This window comes from Microbacterium sp. P2_F9 (assembly GCF_056403635.1).
In genome coordinates, this window is sequence record NZ_JBFUFC010000047.1 from 1 (window position 1) to 21406 (window position 21406).

Annotated in this window: 23 protein-coding genes; 8 read left to right on the forward strand and 15 right to left on the reverse strand. The window is 68.2% G+C overall.

The annotated features are described in order from the left end of the window. Positions 1-550: response regulator transcription factor (locus tag AC1DVT_RS07200; protein WP_477387737.1), on the reverse strand; the 550-nt coding region annotated here is incomplete at its 3' end. A 162-nt stretch (positions 551-712) separates the two neighbouring features. On the opposite strand from AC1DVT_RS07200, the gene AC1DVT_RS07205 reads away from it, so the two are divergent. Further along, a complete protein-coding gene (locus tag AC1DVT_RS07205) occupies positions 713-2095 on the forward strand; it encodes an HNH endonuclease signature motif containing protein (protein ID WP_477387739.1) in 1383 nt (460 codons plus the stop codon). 20 nt (positions 2096-2115) lie between these two features. Here the strand turns inward: AC1DVT_RS07205 and AC1DVT_RS07210 are convergent, their stop codons facing one another. Continuing rightward, positions 2116-2412: a DUF1905 domain-containing protein gene (locus AC1DVT_RS07210; protein ID WP_477387741.1), complete on the reverse strand. Its 297-nt coding sequence runs from the start codon at positions 2410-2412 to the stop codon at positions 2116-2118. 148 nt (positions 2413-2560) lie between these two features. Here AC1DVT_RS07210 and AC1DVT_RS07215 point away from each other — a divergent pair, with 148 nt between their 5' ends. From AC1DVT_RS07215 to AC1DVT_RS07225, 3 genes are all read left to right on the forward strand, one after another. After that, positions 2561-3007 carry an alcohol dehydrogenase catalytic domain-containing protein gene (locus tag AC1DVT_RS07215; protein WP_477387743.1) on the forward strand — a complete coding sequence of 149 codons (447 nt, stop codon included), beginning with the start codon at positions 2561-2563 and terminating at the stop codon, positions 3005-3007. Beyond that, positions 2908-3492, forward strand: coding sequence for a quinone oxidoreductase family protein (locus tag AC1DVT_RS07220; protein ID WP_477387745.1), 585 nt, complete (start codon positions 2908-2910; stop codon positions 3490-3492). Before AC1DVT_RS07215 ends, AC1DVT_RS07220 begins: the two co-directional genes overlap by 100 nt. Before the next feature lie 323 nt (positions 3493-3815). Next, complete coding sequence (locus AC1DVT_RS07225) at positions 3816-4841, forward strand: hypothetical protein (RefSeq protein WP_477387747.1); 1026 nt, start codon at positions 3816-3818, stop codon at positions 4839-4841. A gap of 157 nt (positions 4842-4998) precedes the next feature. Here AC1DVT_RS07225 and AC1DVT_RS07230 read toward each other — a convergent pair whose 3' ends face one another. Beyond that, a complete protein-coding gene (locus tag AC1DVT_RS07230) occupies positions 4999-5799 on the reverse strand; it encodes a glycosyltransferase family 2 protein (RefSeq protein ID WP_477387749.1) in 801 nt (266 codons plus the stop codon). A gap of 106 nt (positions 5800-5905) precedes the next feature. Between AC1DVT_RS07230 and AC1DVT_RS07235 the strand changes: the two genes are divergently transcribed. Together AC1DVT_RS07235 and AC1DVT_RS07240 are read left to right on the forward strand one after the other, a co-directional pair. Beyond that, positions 5906-6394: a GNAT family N-acetyltransferase gene (locus AC1DVT_RS07235; protein WP_477387751.1), complete on the forward strand. Its 489-nt coding sequence runs from the start codon at positions 5906-5908 to the stop codon at positions 6392-6394. A 276-nt stretch (positions 6395-6670) separates the two neighbouring features. After that, positions 6671-7078 (forward strand): DUF7144 family membrane protein, encoded by a 408-nt coding sequence (locus tag AC1DVT_RS07240; protein WP_477387753.1) that lies wholly within the window; start codon positions 6671-6673, stop codon positions 7076-7078. Between the two features lie 104 nt (positions 7079-7182). On the opposite strand, the gene AC1DVT_RS07245 is transcribed toward AC1DVT_RS07240, so the two are convergent. Continuing rightward, a complete protein-coding gene (locus AC1DVT_RS07245; protein ID WP_477387755.1) occupies positions 7183-8181 on the reverse strand; it encodes an aldo/keto reductase in 999 nt (332 codons plus the stop codon). Positions 8182-8339: 158 nt separating this feature from the next. Between AC1DVT_RS07245 and AC1DVT_RS07250 the strand changes: the two genes are divergently transcribed. Next, on the forward strand, positions 8340-8732 hold the full coding sequence (locus AC1DVT_RS07250) for an HsmA family protein (protein WP_477387757.1): 393 nt from the start codon (positions 8340-8342) through the stop codon (positions 8730-8732). Between the two features lie 7 nt (positions 8733-8739). Here the strand turns inward: AC1DVT_RS07250 and AC1DVT_RS07255 are convergent, their stop codons facing one another. Both AC1DVT_RS07255 and adhE read right to left on the reverse strand, forming a co-directional pair. Beyond that, entirely contained in the window at positions 8740-9696 is a 957-nt protein-coding gene (locus tag AC1DVT_RS07255; RefSeq protein WP_477387759.1) for a L,D-transpeptidase, read from the reverse strand. A 205-nt stretch (positions 9697-9901) separates the two neighbouring features. Beyond that, the gene (gene adhE, locus AC1DVT_RS07260; protein WP_477387761.1) at positions 9902-12679 is read right to left on the reverse strand and encodes a bifunctional acetaldehyde-CoA/alcohol dehydrogenase; all 2778 of its coding nucleotides are present in this window, start codon (positions 12677-12679) and stop codon (positions 9902-9904) included. Positions 12680-12870: 191 nt separating this feature from the next. On the opposite strand from adhE, the gene AC1DVT_RS07265 reads away from it, so the two are divergent. Next, the gene (locus AC1DVT_RS07265; RefSeq protein ID WP_477387763.1) at positions 12871-13335 is read left to right on the forward strand and encodes a DUF1294 domain-containing protein; all 465 of its coding nucleotides are present in this window, start codon (positions 12871-12873) and stop codon (positions 13333-13335) included. A 120-nt stretch (positions 13336-13455) separates the two neighbouring features. Here AC1DVT_RS07265 and AC1DVT_RS07270 read toward each other — a convergent pair whose 3' ends face one another. Genes AC1DVT_RS07270 through AC1DVT_RS07310 form a run of 9 tightly spaced genes read right to left on the reverse strand, consistent with a single transcriptional unit; the run spans position 13456 to position 21339 of the window. Beyond that, positions 13456-14121 carry a bifunctional 4-hydroxy-2-oxoglutarate aldolase/2-dehydro-3-deoxy-phosphogluconate aldolase gene (locus AC1DVT_RS07270; protein WP_477387765.1) on the reverse strand — a complete coding sequence of 222 codons (666 nt, stop codon included), beginning with the start codon at positions 14119-14121 and terminating at the stop codon, positions 13456-13458. Further along, positions 14118-15038 (reverse strand): sugar kinase, encoded by a 921-nt coding sequence (locus AC1DVT_RS07275; protein WP_477387767.1) that lies wholly within the window; start codon positions 15036-15038, stop codon positions 14118-14120. Before AC1DVT_RS07275 ends, AC1DVT_RS07270 begins: the two co-directional genes overlap by 4 nt. Before the next feature lie 4 nt (positions 15039-15042). Next, positions 15043-15885: a 5-dehydro-4-deoxy-D-glucuronate isomerase gene (gene kduI, locus AC1DVT_RS07280; RefSeq protein ID WP_477387769.1), complete on the reverse strand. Its 843-nt coding sequence runs from the start codon at positions 15883-15885 to the stop codon at positions 15043-15045. Between the two features lie 28 nt (positions 15886-15913). After that, positions 15914-16678 (reverse strand): 2-dehydro-3-deoxy-D-gluconate 5-dehydrogenase KduD, encoded by a 765-nt coding sequence (gene kduD, locus AC1DVT_RS07285; RefSeq protein ID WP_477387771.1) that lies wholly within the window; start codon positions 16676-16678, stop codon positions 15914-15916. Beyond that, positions 16675-17553: a fumarylacetoacetate hydrolase family protein gene (locus AC1DVT_RS07290; protein WP_477387773.1), complete on the reverse strand. Its 879-nt coding sequence runs from the start codon at positions 17551-17553 to the stop codon at positions 16675-16677. The genes kduD and AC1DVT_RS07290 overlap by 4 nt, the downstream gene beginning before the upstream one ends. After that, a complete protein-coding gene (locus AC1DVT_RS07295) occupies positions 17550-18734 on the reverse strand; it encodes a glycoside hydrolase family 88 protein (RefSeq protein ID WP_477387775.1) in 1185 nt (394 codons plus the stop codon). The genes AC1DVT_RS07290 and AC1DVT_RS07295 overlap by 4 nt, the downstream gene beginning before the upstream one ends. A 37-nt stretch (positions 18735-18771) precedes the next feature. Next, entirely contained in the window at positions 18772-19446 is a 675-nt protein-coding gene (locus tag AC1DVT_RS07300) for a ferredoxin-NADPH reductase (RefSeq protein WP_477387777.1), read from the reverse strand. A gap of 1 nt (position 19447) precedes the next feature. After that, a complete protein-coding gene (locus tag AC1DVT_RS07305) occupies positions 19448-20410 on the reverse strand; it encodes a carbohydrate ABC transporter permease (RefSeq protein ID WP_457101752.1) in 963 nt (320 codons plus the stop codon). Then, positions 20410-21339: a carbohydrate ABC transporter permease gene (locus AC1DVT_RS07310; protein ID WP_457101753.1), complete on the reverse strand. Its 930-nt coding sequence runs from the start codon at positions 21337-21339 to the stop codon at positions 20410-20412. Before AC1DVT_RS07310 ends, AC1DVT_RS07305 begins: the two co-directional genes overlap by 1 nt. Positions 21340-21406: the final 67 nt, after the last annotated feature.

Here is a 21406-nt window from a genome sequence, read left to right on the forward strand (position 1 = left end):
CTCCGGAGAGCAAGTCCGCGAGGATGTCGAACTCGCTGCGGGTGAGCTGCAGATCGTCGCCGTCGACCGTGACCACACGCGTCTCGGGGTTCAGCCTGAGGCCCTGATGCTCGAGCCACTCGGCGAGCGGCTGGGCCGCGGGCTCGGGCGCGTTCGCCGCCGGCGGCGCGGCGATGTGGTGCCGCGGGCGACGCAGCATCGCGTCAATGCGGGCGCGCAACTCACGTGGGCGGAAGGGCTTGGCGACGTAGTCGTCGGCGCCGGCTTCGAGTCCCTGCATCGCATCGATCTCTTCGGTGCGCGCGCTCAACATCACGATGTAGGTGGCACTCATCCCCCGGATCCGCTTGGCGGTCTCGAAGCCGTCCATGCCCGGCATGTTGACGTCGAGGGTCGTGACGAGGGGCTGATGTAAGCGGACGAGATCGAGGCCGTCCTGACCATTCGCCGCGCCATACACCGTGAAACCGGCCTGCGCCAGGATCGTGGACAGAAGGGACCGGATGTCTTCTTCGTCCTCGATCACGACGGCGACGCGCGCTTCTTCCATGAAATGCACCCTCTGCCGCCGGCGGTGGGCGGCGGCTCCTGAACCTCGCTCAGGATATCCCGGTCAGCCGTCGAGGGTCCCGAGCCGCACCGAGACCGGGCGGTCGGCGCCAGGCGCCAAGATTTATGTTCGAATGTCGGTGGCCCCTCGTATCTTCGAGATATGAGTATTTCATCGAACGTGGAGGCCGGGCCGGCAACGTGGATCGATGACGCGTCGCGGTTCGTCGATGAGGCCGACCTATGGGCGGCAGACGAGCTGGACCCGTGGGCGGAGATCGAACGGTTAGAGGTGAGCGGCGAGGCACACACGGCCGCGGCGCTCGCGATCGAGGGCCTGACGATTCGCGGCCGCGTGCTGATCGCAGATCAATACGCCGGGATCGCCGACCTGCTTCGGGATGCCGCGGCCCGCCCCGACCCGTGGGTTGGGCCCGATCCGACCCTCGACCGCGCCTGGCGTGACCCGCGCGATCGCACGGTGGGTGCCGTGCGCGCCGAGCGCCGCGACATCGCGGTGCGCGCCGCAGCCTTGGACCTCGCCGTGCGGCTCGGGATGTCGGCGTCGATGATCCGCACCCGCGGCGCCCATGCTGACACGCTGCGGAAACGGTGCCCGCTCGTGTGGAGCGCTTTCCGCGCCGGGCTCGTCCCCGAGCTGAATGCCGTGACCGCTGCGCAGCAGGCCGCATCGCTGCCGTTCGACTGTCCCGACGCGTGGGCTGCGTTCGACGACGCTGTCGCGGCCGCCGCGAAGAAGCTGGCGCCGGGCAAGTTCCGTCTGCGAGCTCGGGTCGTTCGAGAGCGTGTGCACCCCGGACTTCTCGATGCCCGCCATCGCCGTGCCGCCGAAGACCGCGGTGCCTGGGTCACTGCCGAGCACGACGCGATGGCCAGCTTCGGCGCATACATGCCTGCCGCCGACGCGTATGCCGCCTATGCCAGGGTCGACGCCCAAGCGCGCCACCTGGCGGCGCAGCCCGGCGAAGACCGCACCCTCGCGCAGCTGCGCGCCGACGTCATCGCCGACCTGCTCGCGAACGGTGAGACCACGTCGTCTGGGCCGCGCACCGGCCGGCCATCGGTGGCGCTCACCATCCCGGTGATGACCCTTCTCGGGCAGGACGACGCACCCGCCATGCTCGACGGCTATGGCCCGATCGACCTCGACACCGCCCGCCGGCTGGCCGGAGAGGCCGCCAGCTGGATCCGAATCCTCACCCACCCGGTCACCGGCACCGTGCTCGACGTGGACCGCACCACCTATCGTGTGCCGAAGGCGCTGCGGCGTTGGCTGGGCGTCCGCAACCCGGTGTGCGTCGGCCCCGGCTGCACTCGCCTCGCCCGTGACTGCGATATCGACCATCGCCTCGACTGGCAATACGGGGGAAAGACTTCGGCGGAGAACAACGCTCCGCTCTGCGAACCCGAACATGTCATCAAGACGAAGAGCAAGTGGGAGCTGTATCGCGACGAGATCACCGGCGCGACGTGGTGGATCAGCCCCACCGCACTCAGGGTCGACGTCGATCCGCCACCGTTTTGAATGGGGCACAGCCCCGCGCGTCAGCCGTCGAGCACCTCGAGCCGCACTGATACAGGACCTCCCTCGACGAGGTGCTCGGCATCCCGCACCGCCTTCTTGAGCGGCAGCACATAAGCGCCCTGCGACGAACCGGGGAAGATCGACGTGCGCCACTGCGAGCCTCCGATGCGGGCGAGCACGCGCACCGAGCCGAAGCCGCGGAACGGCCGCGGGATCTCACGGATCTGCTCGCTCAGGTCTTCGGGCAGCGACGTGAAGAACCACGAGTCGGTGCGCGCGTCCCAGCGCCAGACATCACCGTCGAACTCCACGATCATGGCGTCAGGGTACCGTCGCGGGCCGTCTCTCGGGCGGCCCTGCTCGCAGGATCTTGCGCACCAGGGATGCGAAGGTGCACCTTTTCCTTAGGCGCGCCCCCTCGCCCCGCGGGCCCCGCGGACGGGCGCGCAGAAAAGAGCCGAGCCAATGAGGGCTTTCGCAGTTCCGGCGCAGGGCGAGCAGCCCGCCCACCTCGACGTCGACACCCCCGAGCCCGACACGGGCGAGGCGCGCGTGCGCATCAACGCGGCATCCGTCAACGGCTTCGACCTGGCCGTCGCCGCGGGCTACATGGCGGGCTTCTTCGAGCATCGGTATCCCCTCGTGCTGGGTCGTGAATTCAGCGGAGTGGTGGATGCCGTGGCCGACGGTGTCGACCTCGTCCAGCTGGGCGACCGGGTGTTCGGAGTCGTCTCGAAGCCGTACCTGCGGGAGGGCGCGTTCGCCGAATACACGACGGTGGTCGTCGACGGTGGATCGTCGTCGCTCCGGCGGTGCTCTCGGACTCCCAGGCCGCGTCCCTCGCGCACACCGGCACGACCGCCCTCGCGTGCCTCGCCGCGCTCGGCGACCTGGCGGGCAAGAAGGTGCTGATCGTCGGGGCCACCGGCGGCGTCGGCACCCTGCTCACGCAGCTCGCCTCGGCCGCCGGCGCGGAGGTGATCGCAACGGGTCGGACTGACGAGGGGCGCGCGCTGCTCACGGAACTCGGCGCAACGCACTCGGTGGATTACGCGCAGCTCGACGCGGCGGTGCGCGAAGTCGCGCCCAATGGCGTCGATGCCGCGGTGCACCTCAGCGGCGATCCCGCCGAGATCTCGCCACTCGTGAAGGATGGCGGCACCTTCGTGTCGCCGATCCTCTACTCCCCCGAGATGTTCGCCGACGCCGGTCGGGTCTCGCTGGCGCCCGTTGCCGCCTACCCCAACGCCAAGTCGCTGCAGACGCTGGCCGACCTGGTGGAGGCGGGCGAACTTCGCGTGATCGTCGACCGCGAGCATGCGCTGGACGACATCAGGCAGGCGTTCAGCGAATACGGTCGCGAGACGATCGGGAACATCGTCGTCGTCATCGGGTAGCCCGCGTGACGGGGCGTTTCGTCTCGCTTCGTTCGCTCAACGACCCCGGGGGTGAGCGGACGGGCGAGTCAGCGAATATTCGTTCTACCGAATGAAGCGCAAAACCGTCATGATGGTCGCGGGAAGATCGTTCATTCCGGTCTCGATGTCGAGGACCGAACGGCACGATCTGGGAACGACCAGACTTTGGGGATTGCCGGCCGTGGGGCCCGGTGAAAAGTCAGCGACTGGGGAGGCCTCTCCTGAAGGCGCTCGAAGCAGACTTCGCTCGGGCTCGGCACAGGCACTGCTGGGGCAACCAGCGTGCACGAAGGGGAATGTCAATGAAGAACAAATGGAAGGCGCTCGCCGGCGTCGCGGTTGCCGCGGCACTTGTGCTTGCCCCGATCATGGCAACGGGAGCCGTCGCCACCGAGGGCGGCGGCGACGACGCCGTCGCCGAGAAGAAGGTGTTCGTCTGCAAGTACGTCGGCACCCMCGGCGTCAACGAGCACGCGGACCACGTCATCTCGGTGTCGACCAGCACGCTGGATGGCTTCGACGGCGCGACGCTCCCGTTCGTGTTCGCGGACGGCCAGAACCAGTCCGTCGCCATCGCGTTCGACACGGGCCAGCCCGAGCCGAGCATCGACGAGTGCCCGGCGGGCGACCCCACCCCGGAGGACTTCCCGATTCCGGACCAGTTCAACGCCGCGCCTACTGTCACCTGCGGCGAGGCTGACTCGTTCGACACATCGTTCCTCGGTACGCCGCTCAGCACTGAGGGCGACGTCTCCATCTATCAGTTCCAGAACATCTACGTACATGTCGATCGTTCTGTCGCCGGGAAGGTCACCCTCACGATCTCGCCCATCCCGGGCTTCACGATCTCGGGACTGAGCGACGAGTGGGACGAGGGCGAAGCGAACTTCTCCCGCACAATCGAGCTGAACGAGCCCGAGGCGTGCCCGCTGGCCGACATCCCGGTCACGCTGACGGATCCGACGATCGTAGCCCGGTGTGGCGTGAACAACGACGAGATCCTCATCCCGGCCAGCACCGATGGCGTCACCTACTACTGGGAAGACGAGGAAGACTCTGACAACGCCAACGTAGTCGCGGTCGTCGAGGCTGGTTACGTGCTGGAGGCCGTGCCCGCCGGCTGGGAGCAGGTCGACGAGTACGTCTACCTCTTCGCCTCGGAGACGGAGCCCAACGACGAGCCCTGCCCCGTGACTCCTACGCCGACCCCGGTGCCCGCACTCGCGGCGACCGGTGGAGACGTGAACCCGGTGCTGCCGATTGGTGCGGGCATGCTCATGCTGACCGGTGTCGCGCTCATGGTCGCACGGCGGCTGATCCGGCACTGATCCGCTGATCTGAACGGCGGAAGCCTCGGCCTTCGGGTCGGGGCTTCCGTACGTCTGGGGCCGGCGCGCTTCGACAAGCTCAGCGACCAGGGATCAGGCGCTTCGACAAGCTCAACGAGCCGGGATCGGCCGTTTCGACAAGCTCAGCGACCAGGGGTCAGGCGCCGAAGCCGGCGGCCAGATCCTCGTCGGACGGCGACCACGTTGCGGCTGCGGCGACGCCGGGGGCGGCATCCGCTCTCCGTCGCCATGCGGCGCCCTCGGGCCAGCTCGCGGCGAACGTCGGCAGCACGCGCCACACCCGCCGGGCCAGACCGCTGACCGTCGTCACGGGACGTGCCGAAACCGGCATACGCAGTTCGGGGTCGTACCTAACGCCGTCGGCGGGGCGCAGGCGGATCGTCAGATCGAGATCGTCGTGGATGCCGGCGTTCGTGCGGTCGACCTGCTCACGCACGCGCTCCCACACGCCGGAGCGCATCGCGAAATTAGAGCCGAAGACCAGCGGGATGCCGAGCCACTTCTTGATCCAGTAATGGCCGCCGCCGATGTACCAGTGCTCGCCGAGATAGTTGACCATCGGGCTCGCGCCGTAGAACTCCGCTCCCCCAGTCAGCACCCCGAGCCCCGGGTCCGCGACGAACGCGCGCACGACGCGGGCGATCCAGTCCGGGTGCGGGCGCGAGTCCGCGTCGAGCCTCGCGATGATGTCCGCTGAGCCGCGGGCCGCGTCATAACCGGTCGAGGCGGCAGGCCAGATGCCGACGACGCGTTCCTCGATCACGTCGGCGCCGTGGCTGCGGGCGATGTCGGCCGAGGCATCCGAACTCGCATTATCGACCACGATCACGCGGTCGGGGCGGTGCGTCTGCGCCGCGAGCGCGCGCAGGCACGCCTCGAGAAATTCAGCGTCGTTGCGACACGGAATGACGACCGTCACGAGGGGCACCAGAGGCACGTTGCTCACATTACCGCGCGCCTGATCGCCGAGTCGTAGGCTCGTCGCATGGGCCGCTCAGGGAGTGCGCGGCGCCAGTCTCCGACGGGACGCGAAGGGGTGCTCGATGTCTGAATCGCTGCGGATCGTGCCGGCGAACGAGGCGTCGTGGGACGACCTGCAGTCAATCCTCACCGGTGCTGCGGCGCGATGCCAGTGCCAGCGGCAGCGCCTCGGCGACCACGACTGGTTTCGTATGCCGCAAACGGAACGCAGTGCGATCCTCCGCTCCGAGGTCCACTGCGACGACCCTCGGGCAACCGAGACGATCGGCATCGTCGCCTATCTCGGCGACGAGCCGGTGGGCTGGTGCGCCGCCGATCGGCGGTCGGTCTACGGCCGGCTTCGCGGCTCGCCGGTGCCGTGGACGGGACGATTCGAAGACAAGGATGACGACACCGTCTGGGCGATCGCCTGCGTCGTCGTGCGCAAGGGATACCGGCACGAGGGGCTGATGTATCCGCTCGTCGCAGGAGCGGTCGAGCACGCGCGCTCCCGCGGGGCCGCGGCGATCGAGGGCTACCCGATGATCACGGGCGGGGCGCAGGTGATCTGAGAGGAGATGAGCATCGGGGCGGTGGGGCCGTTCCTGGCGGCCGGATTCGAGGAGATCTCGCACCCCACCAAGCGTCGCGTCGTCATGCGGCGAGAGTTCTGAAGCGGACGGATGCCTCGACCCGGCGTGACGCGCTCACCCCCGGCGGATGAACGTATTACGCGCGAAGGCGTGTCGGTCTGGACGTAACCCCGCGGGACGCGGGATCATCACGATGCGTCGCGTGTTGAACTTCGCGCCATGCACACCCGAGATTCCTGAGAAAGGGGACTACACATGTCCGACACACAGCAGTCCCGCTGGACTGGATGGGCCGTATTCGGCGGCGTCATCCTGATCATCGCCGGCRCCATCGATGCGCTCTACGGCCTGATCGCCATCCTGCTGCCGGCTAGCACTTACTTCCTGGTGACCGACGCCTCTGTCATCCTCTTCGATGTGGCCGGCTGGGGCTGGTGGCATCTGATTCTCGGCCTCGCTCTGGTCGTGGTGGGCGTCTTCGTGCTCCGCGGAGCAAGCTGGGCGCGCATCACCGCCATCATCCTGGTCGCGATCAACGCGGTCAGCCAGGTCGGCTTCCTGCTGGCGGGCGTGCAGCCGTGGCTGTCGCTCGTCCTCATCGCGCTCGACGTGTTCGTGATCTTCGCACTGACCGTGTACGGCAAGGAGCTCGCTGACAAGTAGCCCGCTCGCGGGCGAGCAAGGGCGCCGCTTCCTTCGGGGAGCGGCGCCCTTCTGCGTGTGCGGGCCGGCGCTTCGACAAGCTCAGCGACCGGAGGTCGGCCGGGCTACCAGAGGGGGTGGATGGCCTCGCGCAGGCGACGGTCGTAGACGTCGTGGACGACGGCATCGAACGCCGCGCGGTCGAACCCGGAGCCGTCTTCGAGGAGGGCCGCGGCATCCGCGTTCGCCTGCGCCTGCGCGACGCTGCGCGCACCCGGGATCACCGAGGTCACACCCGGCAGCGACGCGATCCACGCGAGGCTGGCCGCGGGCAGCGAGACGCCCGACGGGAGGGCGGCGGCAAGTTCTGCCGCGGCATCCAATCCCGCTTCGTAGTCGACGCCCGAGAACGTCTCGCCGCGGTCGAACGCCTCGCCGTGGCGGTTGTAGGCGCGGTGGTCGTTCGCCGCGAAGGCGGTCGACGCCGTGTATTTGCCCGACAGCAGCCCCGACGCGAGCGGCACCCGCGCGAAGATCGCCACGGCAGCAGCCGCAGCGGCCGGCAGCACCTCGTCGAGCGGCTTGAGCCGGAACGGGTTGAGGATGATCTGCACGTTCGTCACGTTCGGGCGGGCGATCGCGGCGAGCGCCTGCGCGCACGTCTCGACCGAGACGCCGTACGCGGCGATCGCGCCGTCGGCGACGAGCGCGTCGAGGGCATCGAAGGTCGGGTCGTCGTCGATCACGGCCGTCGGCGGGCAGTGGAGCTGCACGAGGTCGAGCGTGTCGACGCCCAGGTTGCGGCGGGAGCGGTCGGTCCACGCGCGGAAGTTCGCCGGGCTGTAGTTCTCGGGCTCCTGCGCGAGGCGGCGCCCCATCTTGGTCGCCACGACGATGTCATGCCCCGGCCGGCCGGCGAGGAAACGCCCGATGAGGGACTCGCTGCGTCCGTCGCCGTAGACATCGGCGGTGTCGAAGAACGTCACGCCGTGGGAGACGGATGCCTCGAGCACCGCGAGCGCGTCGCTCTCGCTGACCTCGCCCCAGTCCGCGCCGAGCTGCCACGTGCCGAGGCCGAGGGCGGAGACGGTGCGGCCGGTTCGGCCGAGGGGACGCTGCTGCATGGGAAAGCTCCTTCAGGGGGTGGTTCCAGCTTGCCACGGCACCGGTCCCTGAGYTTGTCGAAGGGTCCGGCGCCGCATCGGACGCTTCGACAAGCTCAGCGACCGATGCGCCGCATCGACCTTTCGTATTACTGAAGCTTTCGGGTTAGGCTGGTCGTATGCTCCCCTTCGCCATCGTCTCCATCACGCTCGCCCTCGTCTTCTACACGATCGGGGTGTGGGCCGAGCGGCTCCAGAAGGTGCTGAAGTGGTGGCACGTCGTCTTCTTCGGGCTGGGCCTCGCGGCCGACGCGACCGGGACCTACCTCATGACCCAGATCGCCGGCGAGCGCCGGTCGGCGGATGTCGCGGCCAGCCCGCTCGACACCGTCATGGCCTGGACCGGCACCATCGCCCTGCTGCTGATGGCCGTGCATCTCGTGTGGGCGGTGATCGTGCTGATCCGCGGCCGCGAGAACGAGAAGCACACCTTCCACCGGTTCAGCATCGTGGTGTGGGCCATCTGGCTGGTGCCCTACTTCGCCGGCATGGCCAGCGCGATGATCAACTAGGCGCGCCTCAGCCGCGGATGATCACCGGGGTGCCCAGCGGGAGCTGGGAGAGCGCGGTGATCGCGTCGGGATCGACGCGGAGGCATCCGTTCGAAATCGAGCCGGAACGATCGTCGTGGTAGTGGAAGGCCGTCACGGCGACGCTCGCCCCGGCGAAGCCATCGAGGGTGGGCGACTGCGCCGAGAGATACACGATCGGGTGGCCGCGGGTGTAGGCGAGGCCATCCTCGACTCTGATGGTCATGACGAACGAGCGGCCGAGCGGCGTCGGGGTCTCGCCCTTCCCCCACGCGAAGTCGGTGGCGACGCGCTGCGGTGTGCCCGCGCGCCAGATGTCGATCGTCCGCGCCGAGATGCTCACCTCGACCATCGCGGGAAGCGCCGTGATGTCGACGTCCTGCACGCGCATCCAGCCGATCACCTGCCCCGGATTCCCCTGCGACGGAATCGCCTGGCGGCCCGTCAGCAGCACCTTGACCCAGTTCTCCTGACGCTCGACGATCGGCACGGTCGTGCCGTCGTACACGTAGTCGCGCGCGAGGTAGGCCACCGGCTGACCGGTCGGATCGGCGAACACCGGCGCACCCGACCCCCGCGAACGCGCCGCCTCGCCAGTGAAGGCGCCGTACGCGTCCGAGTCCACCGGGAGCGCGGGAATGACCTCGAACACGTTCGCCGGCGGCAGCGTCCCGAGGTCGTAGCTCGCGGTGTTGGCCGGGAAGCCCGTCGGAGTCGGGGTTGGCGTGGGTGTCGGGGTCGGCGTCGGCGTCGGCGTCGGCGTTGCGGTCACGCTCGGCGACGGAGAGGGAGCGGATGCCGGTGCCCCGGCGGGCCGCAGCGTCCAGGCGATCACGAGCCCGAGAATGATGGCCGCGGCGATCGCGGTCACCACCCAGGCTCGGGCGCTCCAGCGGAAGGGCCGCCTCGACTCCGGCGGCGGACCCGGGGCCGCGGCATCCTCCATGCCTCCATGGTGGGTGCGGAAGACGGATATCGCAACCGAACGGCCCGAGCCCGGGTCCCTGAGCTTGTCGAAGGGTCCGGCGCCGCACCGGACGCTTCGACAAGCTCAGCGACCGACGACAAGCTCAGCGACCGATGCTCTCGACCGTGCGCACGAGAATGCCCCGCCCAGTCGAAACGGACTGGGCGGGGCGGGGAAGGCGCTGTTAGGCGGCTCGGGGGGCGAGCTTCTTCACAGCGGCCTTCGGTGTGGCCGAGTCGGCGGTGACGTCGACCGAGTCAGCGGCGCTGGCAGCGGCGCCACGGTGGGCGCGCACCTCGTCGAAGGAGGTGCCGTAGTAGGCGGCCTCCATGAGGGTCCGCATGTCGGCGACCATCGGCATCCGCGGGTTGGCGGGTGCGCACTGGTCTTCGTAGGCGGCCATCGCGAGCTCGTCGAGACGCCCGATGAACGAGGTCTCCGACACGCCCTGCGCCTGGAACGACCGCTCGATGCCGACCGCGTCGCGCAGCTTCTCGACGGCCTGCGCGTACGATTCCACGCCCTCTTCGGGTGTGGATGCCGGCAGCCCGAGGTGCAGCGCGATCTCCTGGAACCGCTCCGGAGCGATGTAGCGCTCGTACTTGGGCCAGCTCGTGAGCTTCGTGGGCACACGGCCGTTGTAGCGGATCACGTGCGGGAGATAGATCGCGTTGGTGCGGCCGTGCACGAGGTGGAACTTCGACCCCGTGACGTGGGCCATCGCGTGCACGATCCCCAGGAACGCGTTGCCGAACGCCATGCCGGAGATCGACGCGGCGTTGTGCATCTTCTCGCGGGCGAGGAGGTCGGCGGGATCAGTCGATCCCGTCTTCGCCTTCGCGCTGCGCTCGATGTTCTGGAAGATGAGCTTGATCGCGTGCAATGCGAGACCGTCGGTGTAGTCGTTCGCGTACACCGAGACGTACGCCTCAGTGGCGTGCGTCAGCGCGTCGAATCCGGCATCCGCCACCAGGAAAGCCGGCAGCGCAGCGGTCAGCACGGGGTCGATGATGGCGACCGACGGGGTGAGCGCGTAGTCGGCGAGCGGGTACTTCATGCCCGTCTCGTCGTCGGTGATCACCGCGAACGGGGTCATCTCCGAACCGGTGCCCGACGTGGTCGGGATGCACACTAGCTGTGCGAGCTTGCCCAGGTCGGGGAACTTGAAGGCGCGCTTGCGCACATCGAAGAACTTCTCGCGCATGTCGGAGAACTGCACATCCGGGTTCTCGTAGAGGAGCCACATGACCTTCGCGGCATCCATCGGCGATCCGCCACCGAGCGCGATGATCGTGTCGGGCTTGAACTCGCGCATCTCGGCGGCGCCGGCCTGCACGCTCGAGACGGTCGGCTCGGGCTGCACCCGGTCGATGATCTGCAGGTGCACGCGGCCCGGACGGCGGTTGAGCACGTCGATCACCTTGTCGACGAAGCCGAGCTTGGTCATGGTGGCGTCGGTGACGATCGTGACGCGCTCGACCTTCTTCATGTCGATCAGGTAGCGGATGGCGTTCGGCTCGAAGTAGGTCTTGGCCGGAACCTTGAACCACTGCAGGTTGTTGTTGCGGCGGCCCACGCGCTTGACGTTCAGCAGGTTGACGGCCGAGACGTTGTTCGAGACCGAGTTGCGGCCGTAGGAGCCGCAGCCGAGGGTCAGCGACGGCATGAAGGCGTTGTAGATGTCGCCGATGCCACCGAGCGCCGAGGGGGCGTTCTCGATGATGCGGACGGCCTGCACCCGCGAGGCGAAGCGCGCGATCACGTCGGCGTCGTTGCTGTGGATGGCACCCGAGTGGCCGAGGCCATCGAAGGCGACCATCTGGACTGCGAGGTCGATGCCCTCTTCGGCGTCCTTGGCGCGAAGCACCGCGAGCACCGGGGCGAGCTTCTCGCGCGTCAGCGGCTCCTGGGGGCCGACGCTGCCGACCTCGACGAGGATGATCGAGGTGTCTTCAGGCACCTCGAAGCCGGCGTTGCGCGCGATCCAGACCGGAGACTGGCCCACGACCTTCGCGTTGAGCTTCGCTCCCCCGCAGTTCTCGTCGTCGGCGCAGACGCCGAAGATGAACTCTTCCAGCATCCGCTTCTCGTCTGCGTTGGCACGGTAGGCGTGCAGCCGCGCGAATTCGGCGAGCGCCTCTTCGGCGATGGGTTCCTCGAGGATGACGGCCTGCTCCGAGGCGCACACCATGCCGTTGTCGAATGCCTTGGAGAGCACGATGTCGTTGACGGCACGACCGACCTTGGCGGTCTTCTCGATGAAGGCCGGGACGTTGCCCGCGCCGACGCCGAGGGCCGGCTTGCCACAGGAGTAGGCGGCCCGGACCATGGCGTTTCCGCCGGTCGCGAGGATGAGCGCGACGCCCGGGTGGTTCATGAGCTCGCCGGATGCCTCGAGCGAGGGCTCTTCGACCCACTGGATGCAGTTCGCCGGGGCGCCGGCCGCGACAGCGGCTTCGCGCACGATCTTCGCGGCGGCGACCGAGCTGCGCTGCGCCGACGGGTGGAAGCCGAAGATGATCGGGTTGCGGGTCTTCAGCGCGATGAGCGACTTGAAGATCGTGGTGGAGGTCGGGTTGGTGACCGGCGTGATGCCGCAGATGACCCCCACGGGCTCGGCGATCTCGGTGATGCCCGTGATCTCGTCGGTCGAGATGACCCCGACCGTCTTCTGCTTGATGATCGAGTGCGTGACGTGCTCGCACGCGAACATGTTCTTCACGGCCTTGTCTTCGAACAGGCCGCGGCCCGTCTCTTCGACAGCCAGAAGGGCCAGCGCACCGTGCTGGCTGAGAGCGGCGACCGACGCCTTGCGGACGATCCGGTCGACCTGCTCCTGCGTGAATGACGCGTACTCGGCGAGCGATTCGTTTGCTCCAGCGACGAGTGCGTCGATTGCGGTGGACATGAGATCCTCCAACCTGGCACGAGCGCGTTGCCCGCGCCCTTGCCCTGGATCCATTATCGCACGTGTGGTCTGACCACACAAGTCCTGAGGGCAGATCCGTTGCGCGCGAGCCCTCCGCTCTACGGAGTGGCATAGGGCAGGGGAGGTGGTTTTGGCGAGCCTTTACCCTCCGCTCCGCCCTGGCCCTCCGCTCAGCGGAGGTGCGGTGACGGATGCCGCGACCCACTGCCCCTAGGCTCAACCCCATGTCTCTCGCCCCCGACCGCGGCCACCGGAATGCACCAGCTGAACGGGCCGGCTCGAGAGATCTCTCGCGCCCGCTGCCCGCCGCGCTCAGCTGGAGCACCTTGGTCGCCTTCATCGCGGCGTTCGGGATCGCATTCGTGACCCTGGGACTCCCCTGGTGGATGCCGGCGCTCTATCTCGCGATGAGCGTCGTCGCCTTCGCGGCCTATGGCTTCGACAAGGCCGCTGCGCGCCGCGGCGGGCAGCGCGTGTCCGAGCAGACCCTCCTCACGTTGGGGCTCGTGTGCGGGTGGCCGGGCGCTCTCGTCGCGCAGCAGCTGTTCCGTCACAAGACGCGCAAGCGCTCGTTCCGTCGCAGCTTCTGGTCGAGTGTGGTCCTCAACGTGCTGGTGGTGGGCGCGTTCATCACCGTCGCGACCGTGCGCGGCTGGGACCTCGAGCTCTCTTGGCTCCCCCTGGGCTGAAGAACGGGACTTGAAGCCCGCTGGGAGCGGGCTGGATGTCGGGCTCGCTGGATACCATCGCGCATGGTGGCCGAAGCGGGACCGACCGGCACGTGGCGCCTCATCGACGGCACCGGAAGGTCATCGCGATACTTCACCGCGAGAGCGGAGCACGTGGGCGAGGCGTTCGAGCTGCGTCGCATCCTCGAGAGCCGAACCCACCGCGGCCACCCGCACCCCGGCGTCGAGGAATTCCTCTACGTTGCCGGCATCCAGTCCCCCGGTCGCGACGAACCGCAGCTGCGGGAAGGGACCGCGGATGTGCTTGAACCATCCGGCGCCGAGCCACGTCGCCGGAAACGCTTTGAGCCAAGTGAGACCGAGCGACACCGCGAGCTGCACTTCGGTCGGGGTGGCCACACCCGGAAGCACAGGGATGCCGTGCCTGCGTGCGCTCGCGACGACGGCCGGATCAAGGCCCGGCGAAACGAGATACGCCGCCCCTGCCCGCTGCGCCACAGCGACCTGCTCGGGCGAGATGATCGTGCCCGCACCGACGCTCTTGCCGCGCGGTTCGGCGAGGGAGACGATCGCGCGCAGGGCGAGTTCGTCTTCCGCGGTCTGCAGCGGCACCTCGACCGAGTCGATGCCGAGGTCCCACGCAGTCTCGGCCAGGCGGATCGATCGCTCGACGCCCATGCCGCGGAGGATCGCCATGAGCGGTGCACCCGCAAAGGCGCTTTCGAACCACTCCGCGTCCGCGACGATCTGTTCCGGCACTGCGGCGCCGTTCTGTTCCTTTGTCATGTCGCTCTCGCTTCGTCGATCGAATCCTTCGTGGTCTGCAGAGTGCGGGCGGCGCGATGGTGCCCGGTGCGCAGCCGCTCCACCAAGGGAGCGTCCGAGAGACGGCGCGCCAGATATCCGCCCGCGAATGCGTCGCCCGCACCGACAGCTTCAATGACATCGACCTTCTGCGACGGGGCGAATGCCACCACGTCGCCGACGAAGACCGTGGCTCCGACGGCGCCATCCTTCACCACGAGCTCGGGCACGTCCGGGAAGAGAGCACGGATGTCCGCGGCGTTCGGGGTGTCCCAGAGGGCCTCAGCCTCGTCGCGCCCCGTGAAGACGATGTCGGCTCGCCGCGCCAGCCCTGCGAGCACGGGTGCGGCTTCGGCGGCCGGCCACAGGAGCGATCGGTGATTGACATCGAACGACACGAGCACCCCGGCCTCGGACGCCCTTGTCATGATCCGGGAGAGGAATGCCGAGGCGGATGCCGAGATCGCGGCCGTGATCCCCGATACGTGCAGCACGTCGACACCCGAGAGGTCTACCTCGTCTGCATCGGACGCCGACAAGTGGGACGCGGTGGAACCCCGGCGGTAGTAGCTCACCCCCTGCCCAGGATCCTTCACGTACAGGCCGGTCGGATGGGCATCGTCGTAGATCACGCGTGAGACATCGATCCCGCGACCCGCGAGCTGACGCGCGACCCGCCACCCGAGAGCGTCCGCGCCCAGCCGACTGAACCAGAGCGCGTCATGGCCGAGCGCGGCGACGTGCGCAGCGACGTTCGACTCTGCGCCACCGGCATCAATCAGGAACTCCTCGGCCTCGGTGACCGGCTCGGCCCGGACCGGGGCGACCATGGCCATGGTCTCCCCGATCGCGAGGAGTGTCCGCCTCGCAGTCGCGCGCTCGGCACTGACGTGCGTCATCGGGTCAGCGCAGGTCCGTGACGGGAGCGGCGTCCATGTCGTCGAACGCCTGGTTCTCGCCGGCCATCGCCCAGATGAACGAGTACGCCGCGGTGCCGACGCCGGAGTGCAGCGACCAGCTCGGCGAGATGACCGCCTGACGGTCAGCGATGACGAGGTGCCGGGTCTCGGTGCGCTCGCCCATGAGGTGGATCACGCGAGCATCCGCGGGCACATCGAAGTAGAGGTAGCACTCGGTGCGTCGGTCGTGCGTGTGGGCCGGCATGGTGTTCCACATCGAGCCGGGGTGCAGCTCGGTCACGCCCATCACGATCTGGCAGGAGCGCACGCCGTTCTCATGGATGTACTGGTTGAGCGTGCGGCGGTTGGAGGTGAGCTGGTCGCCGAGTTCACGGACCGTGCCCTCGCCCGGTGAGACGAGCGCGGCGGGGTAGGCCGTGTGCGCAGGCGCGGAGAAGAGGTAGAACTGCGCGCCGGTCGCGTCCGCATCCGGGTCGGCCGCGTCGGCGAAGACGACATCGCGGATGCCGCGCCCGAGGTACAGGCATGCGCCCTTGACGAGCGTGTACACCTCGCCGTCAGCCGTCACCGTACCGGCGCCGCCGACGTTGATGATGCCGACCTCACGGTGCTCCAGGAAGTAGTCGCTGCGGATCTCGGGGTAGCCGGTCAAAGCGAGCTCGGCACCGGCCGGGACGGCGCCGCCGAGCACGATGCGGTCGTGGTGGGTGTAGGTGACGCGGATCTCGCCTTCGGCGAAGAGGTCGGGGACGAGATAGCTCGCCCGCAGCTCGTCGCTGGTCATACCGGGGATCTGGGCGGGATTGGTCGCGTAGCGCTGCTGCATGGGAAAGCTCCTTCGGGGTGGATTCGGGTCAGCGGACGAGCCAGCCGCCGTCGACGGGGATGACGGCACCCGTGATGTAGGCGGCGGCGTCTGAAGCGAGGAAGACGAACGCACCCTGCAGGTCTGCGGCCTCGCCCCATCTCGCTGCGGGGATGCGGGCCATGATCGAGCGCTCGCGCTCGACGTCGGCGCGGAGGGCCGCGGTGTTGTCGGTGGCCATGTAGCCGGGCGCGATCGCGTTCACTGTGACGCCGGCAGCAGCCCATTCGTTCGCGAGCGCCTTGGTGAGACCGGCGACGGCATGTTTTGACGCCGTGTAAGCGGAGACCAGGATGCCGCCCTGGAACGACAGCATCGACGCGACGTTGATGATGCGTCCGGAGCCCTGCGCAAGCATGCGCCGCCCAGCCGCCTGCGACAGGTGGAAGACCGCGTCGAGGTTGACGCTCAGCACGTCGTCCCAGTCCTGAGCGGGGTATTTGGCCGCGGGTGCGCGCCGGATCGTGCCGGCGTTGTTGACGAGGATGTCGAGTCCGCCCAGCTCGCCGATCGCCTCGGCGACGGCGGCACCCAATTCATCGGGCGTCGCGGAGACGAAGTCACAGCGCATCACGTGCACGCGTCGGCCGAGGGCGCGGATGCGCTCTGCGGTCTCCGCAGCGTCGCTGCGGTCGAGGAGGGCGATGTCTGCGCCAGCCTCGGCGAGCGCGATCGCGGCGCCTTGACCGAGCCCTCGACTCGAGCCCGTGACCAGGGCGACCTTTCCATCGAGGCGGAACGAATCGAGGATCATACGGCTGCCTCCGGGGGAGCAATGAAGTTCGTGGTGAGCTCGCCCATTCCGGAGATGCGGACGGTCACGGCGTCGCCGCCCGCCAGCGGGCGATGGGCCTGCTGCGCGTCGGCGAGCTTCTGGGGCGTCCCCGTCGAGATGACGTCACCAGGTTCGAGGGTCATCACCTGGCTGAGGTGGTGGACGACGAACGCGACAGGGAACACGGTCGTCGATGTCGATTGCGAGACGGTGACGATGCCATCGCGCACGACCTCGACGAGCAGATCCTGCGGATCGGCGACGGCGTCCGCCGTCACCAGCCAGGGTCCGAGCGGCGCGAAGCCGTCGAAGCATTTGCCGAGCGCCCACTGGCTCTGCTTGCGCTGCCAGGAACGGTCCGACACGTCGTTGAGGATCGTGTAGCCCGCCACGTGTTCGAGCGCATCGTCGATCGATACGGTGTGCGCACGACGGCCGATGACGATGGCGAGTTCGCCTTCATAGTCGGCGTCGGTCGCGACGGCGGGGATCACGACGGCGTCGTTCGGGCCGGCGAGGGTGTTCGGGGTCTTGACGAAGACATCCGGTGTCTCCGGATCGTCCGCGGTCGGGTCGACGCCGTCGGGCACGTGCCCGCGGTAGTTGTAGCCGAGGCAGAGGATCTTGCCCGGCGTCACCGGCGCGGTGAGGGTTCTCGGATCCAGCACAGGCAGTGCCGCGGCATCCGATTCTGCGATCTCGCGGCGCGCCGTGGCGAGCGCGGCGTCGTCGGCGATGAGCGCGGTGACATCGGCGCCGAGGTGGCCGAGATCGAGGACCCGGTCTGCGCCGTCCCCCGTCACGACGGCGCCGGGGCGCACGCCGTCCGCGCTGCGATAGCTGACGAGCCTCACCAGTACTTCTTCCAGTCGGGACGGGTGACGCGCATGAGCGCCTCGAGGAAGAAGTAGTCGCCCCAGAGGGTCCCCTCGTCCACGCCGTTGTCCTTCGGCAGGTCATAGACCCCGTGCAGCAGCAGGGCGTCCGAGTCCTCGGGGCGCTCTGGCGTGTAGTTCTCGATCAGGGACCTGAGGATCGAGTGCGCGCGCGTCGTCCATTCCTCGGCGCGCGCCGGGTCGGTCTCGACGCTCGCGAGCTCGAGCAGACCGCACACCGCGATGGCGGCGGACGAGCTGTCACGGGGGGCAGTGCTTCCGTCCGTGTAGACCAGATCCCAGAACGGCACCTCGTCGGCCGGCAGGTGGGCGAGGAAGTAGTCCGCGCACCGACGCGATGCCTCGAGCAGACGCTCGTCTCCGGTCTCGGCGAAGTTCATCGCGAACCCGTAGATGCCCCACGCCTGCCCACGGGCCCAGCACGAGTCGTCGAAGGCGCCCTGCTCGGTCGCGCCCCGCAGCGCCTCGCCGGTGTCGGCATCCCAGTAGAACGTGTGGAACGTCGAGTCGTCCTCGCGAAGGATGTGCTCGCGCAGCTGCGCGGAGTGCCGGCGGACGGCGTCGGCGAAGCGCTCCTCACCGGTCTGCTCCCCCGCCCAGGTGAGGAGCGGCATGTTCATCAGACTGTCGATGATGGTGCGCCCACGCTGGGCGGGGTCGGACAGATCGCCCCAGGCCTGGATGATTCCCGCGGGCTCGAGGAACCGGCGCATGAGGTGGTCGGCAGCGAGCAGTGATGCGGCGCGTGCGTCCTCATCGCCGAGCAGCCGCCAGGCGGCGACCGTCGACAGTGTGTAGAGGAAGCCGAGATCGTGGGTGTCGAGGTCCTCCTCCGCGCGCACCCGCCGCTCGAAGTCGGCGGCGTCCACGAGTGCGGCATCCCGCAACGCATCGTCGCCGGTGAGTTCCCACGCCAGCCAGAGCTGACCCGTGCGGAAGCTCGTCGTCCATCCGCGATTGCCGCCGAGCCCGATGCCATCCGCCGCAGGCCGCACCAGGTAGCGGTCCGAGGTCGTCGTGTCATCGGGGTAGCGAGCGCCGAAGGTCGAGATGCTGCGTCGGATCGTCGTCAGCGCCGCGGCGATCGCGGTGTCGGTTGAGGTCCTGCTGATGCCCTGGGCGGGCGGGGTGGACGTCATTGGAGGAGAGTCTTTCATTAGGGAGGTCTCGCCGGCGCTATGCGGCGACGACCCGATCGAGATCGAGCACGGGACGCAGGGTGAAGCGCGAGTTGGTCCACGCGAAGAAGAGGAACGCGGATGCCGTGATGCCCAGCCCGATCGCGGGCGCGGCCGCGAACACCCCGGCCTGAACCACGAACGCGGCGAGCGACGCGGCGGTCAGGTACCAGCGCCGGAGGCCGAGCACGGCGCTCGCCCGAAGGACGTCGCGGAGGGGCGCGCGGGGGGACTCGGCGATCGCGACGAGCGCGAGGAGGCCGATCGCGACCGCCAGCACGGCGAGGACCCCGAGGAGCGGCACGACGACGACCGCAGCGGACGTGGCGGACAGCATCCGCACGTCGACGAGCGCCACCGCGACCACCGCGACGACAGCCGCGCCGACGAGGAGAGCCCGCCGCCAGGTGTCGCGCCACCCCGCCCGGAAGGCGCGAATCGGGCTGAGCCCGCCCTCGTGATGCTCGCGGAACGCGCGGAACGCCGCAGCGATGCCGGGAGCGCACAGGGGTGCGGTGATCGCCAGCAGCGGCCACGCGAGCATCGGGTCGGTCGTCACGAGCAGCACCACGAAGGGAAGGCACGACACCAGCAGCATGAGGTTCACGATCAGTCCGAGGTACAGCATCCCCATGATGCTGGCCCAGGTGTCGTGCGACACGAGACGCTTCATGTCAGCCCTTCAGCCCGCTCGTGGCGATGCCCTCGACGAAGTACTTCTGTCCGAGCAGGAAGATGATCGCGATCGGGATGACCGAGATCGTCAGGCCCGCGAACAGGAGCGCATAGTTCGTGTCGTAGAGGTTCGAGACGAAGCTCTTCAAACCCAGCTGGATCGTCCACAGATCGGGATTGCGCAGATAGATGAGCGGCCCGAGGTAGTCGTTCCAGGTGTTGACGAACGTGAGGAGCGTGAGGCTCGCGAGGGCCGGGATCGACAGCGGAAGCATGATCCTCGCCCAGATCCCGTACTCGCTGAGCCCGTCGATGCGTGCGGCCTCGGAGAGCTCTTCGGGGATCGTCTCGTAGAACTGCTTCATCAGGAAGACCCCGAATGCGCCGAAGGCCTGCAGCAGGATGATCGCCCACAGCGTGTTCGACACCTTGAAGTTCGACATCAGGATGAACTGCGGGATCATGTACGACTGCCACGGCACGGCGATCGTGCCGACATAGAGCAGGAAGAGCACATCCCGACCCCGGAAGCGCATCCGGGCGAAGCCGTAGGCGGCGAACGAGCCGGTGAGCACTTGCAGGAACGTCACCACGACGGCGAGGAACAGCGTGTTGCGGATCCACGTCAGCATGTCGGACTCGGTCCAGATGTCGATGTAGTTCTGCCACACGAACGTCTCTGGCAGCCACTTCACCGGCACCGAGAAGACCTCGTTGGCCGACTTCAGCGAGCTCAGCACCATCCACGCGAACGGCGCGAGCAGGCCGATCGCGAAGACGACCAGGCCGACGTACAGTCCGATCCGCGCGACCCGCCTGGCGGGGGTCATCTCGCGCGTGTCCGCGTGGTGATGCGGCGGCTCTTCGCCCGCGGCGAGCTTGCGAAGCCCTCGGCGTGACGCTGCCGGAGCGGTGAAGTCCGAGACCAGCAGCTCGGCATCCGTCTCGATCTGCTCGACCATCAGATGCTCCTCTTCCTGTTCCAGAGGAACTGCAGGATCGTCACGATGATGCACATGAAGAAGAGCACTACGGCCGCCGCAGAGGCGTAGCCGAACTGACTCTCTACAAAGCCCTTGCGGTAGATGAACTGCGACATCACGAGCGTCGCCTGGCCGGGACCGCCGTTGGTCATGACCAGGATGAGGTCGAAGATCTTGAACGAGTTGATCGTGAGCATGACGATGACGAAGAACATGGTCGGGCGCAGGCACGGGAGCGTGACATTGACGAATCGCTGCCACACGTTCGCACCGTCGACACGCGCGGCTTCGTGCAGCTCGCGCGGGACCGTCTGCAGGCCCGCGAGGAACAGGATCATGTAATAGCCCATGTCGCGCCACGTGCTCACGATCACGACGGCGGGCATGGCCCAGTCGGTCGAGGTGAGCCAGCCGGGAGGGTTCTGGATGCCGATGAACCGGAGGAACTCGTTGATCGGGCCGTAATCGGGGCTGAAGAGGAGGTTCCACACCACGGCGATCGCCACGATCGAGGTGATGTAGGGGAAGAAGGCGGCCGTCCGGAAGAAGGCGACACCGCGCAGCTTGTTGTTCAGCAGCAGCGCAAGCCCCAGCGAGATCACGAGGGTCAGCGGGATGTGCATCGCCGAGTAGTACAGCGTGTTGAGGACCGAGATGCGGAAGCTGCCGTCGCCGATGAGGCGCTGGAAGTTCGCGAGCCCGACCCAGTCGGCCTTGCCGAACACATTCCAGTTCGTGAACGACATGTAGAACAGGATCACGATCGGAACGAGCGTGAGCAGTGCGAATCCGATGAAGTTCGGAAGGATGAAGCTCCACCCGATCAGGGCGTTGCGCAGCCGCAGCCTCGAGCCACGGCGATAGGCCGGGATCGGCGGCGCAGGCTCGGTGGCGATGATGGTCGCCATGGAGGACCTCCAGTGATGGGAAGAGTGGGGGCGGCCCTTCGACAGGCTCAGGGAACGGTCCCTGAGC

What these genes read in the sequence shown, in the direction of transcription:
- AC1DVT_RS07205 (WP_477387739.1), top strand. Translation starts at nt 713, where the DNA reads ATGAGTATTTCATCGAACGTGGAGGCCGGGCCGGCAACGTGGATCGAT.
- AC1DVT_RS07210 (WP_477387741.1), bottom strand. Translation starts at nt 2,412, where the DNA reads ATGATCGTGGAGTTCGACGGTGATGTCTGGCGCTGGGACGCGCGCACC.
- AC1DVT_RS07215 (WP_477387743.1), top strand. Translation starts at nt 2,561, where the DNA reads ATGAGGGCTTTCGCAGTTCCGGCGCAGGGCGAGCAGCCCGCCCACCTC.
- AC1DVT_RS07235 (WP_477387751.1), top strand. Translation starts at nt 5,906, where the DNA reads ATGTCTGAATCGCTGCGGATCGTGCCGGCGAACGAGGCGTCGTGGGAC.
- AC1DVT_RS07245 (WP_477387755.1), bottom strand. Translation starts at nt 8,181, where the DNA reads ATGCAGCAGCGTCCCCTCGGCCGAACCGGCCGCACCGTCTCCGCCCTC.
- AC1DVT_RS07250 (WP_477387757.1), top strand. Translation starts at nt 8,340, where the DNA reads ATGCTCCCCTTCGCCATCGTCTCCATCACGCTCGCCCTCGTCTTCTAC.
- AC1DVT_RS07255 (WP_477387759.1), bottom strand. Translation starts at nt 9,696, where the DNA reads ATGGAGGATGCCGCGGCCCCGGGTCCGCCGCCGGAGTCGAGGCGGCCC.
- adhE (WP_477387761.1), bottom strand. Translation starts at nt 12,679, where the DNA reads ATGGATCCAGGGCAAGGGCGCGGGCAACGCGCTCGTGCCAGGTTGGAG.
- AC1DVT_RS07265 (WP_477387763.1), top strand. Translation starts at nt 12,871, where the DNA reads ATGTCTCTCGCCCCCGACCGCGGCCACCGGAATGCACCAGCTGAACGG.
- AC1DVT_RS07270 (WP_477387765.1), bottom strand. Translation starts at nt 14,121, where the DNA reads ATGACAAAGGAACAGAACGGCGCCGCAGTGCCGGAACAGATCGTCGCG.
- AC1DVT_RS07275 (WP_477387767.1), bottom strand. Translation starts at nt 15,038, where the DNA reads ATGACGCACGTCAGTGCCGAGCGCGCGACTGCGAGGCGGACACTCCTC.
- kduI (WP_477387769.1), bottom strand. Translation starts at nt 15,885, where the DNA reads ATGCAGCAGCGCTACGCGACCAATCCCGCCCAGATCCCCGGTATGACC.
- kduD (WP_477387771.1), bottom strand. Translation starts at nt 16,678, where the DNA reads ATGATCCTCGATTCGTTCCGCCTCGATGGAAAGGTCGCCCTGGTCACG.
- AC1DVT_RS07295 (WP_477387775.1), bottom strand. Translation starts at nt 18,734, where the DNA reads ATGACGTCCACCCCGCCCGCCCAGGGCATCAGCAGGACCTCAACCGAC.
- AC1DVT_RS07300 (WP_477387777.1), bottom strand. Translation starts at nt 19,446, where the DNA reads ATGAAGCGTCTCGTGTCGCACGACACCTGGGCCAGCATCATGGGGATG.
- AC1DVT_RS07305 (WP_457101752.1), bottom strand. Translation starts at nt 20,410, where the DNA reads ATGGTCGAGCAGATCGAGACGGATGCCGAGCTGCTGGTCTCGGACTTC.
- AC1DVT_RS07310 (WP_457101753.1), bottom strand. Translation starts at nt 21,339, where the DNA reads ATGGCGACCATCATCGCCACCGAGCCTGCGCCGCCGATCCCGGCCTAT.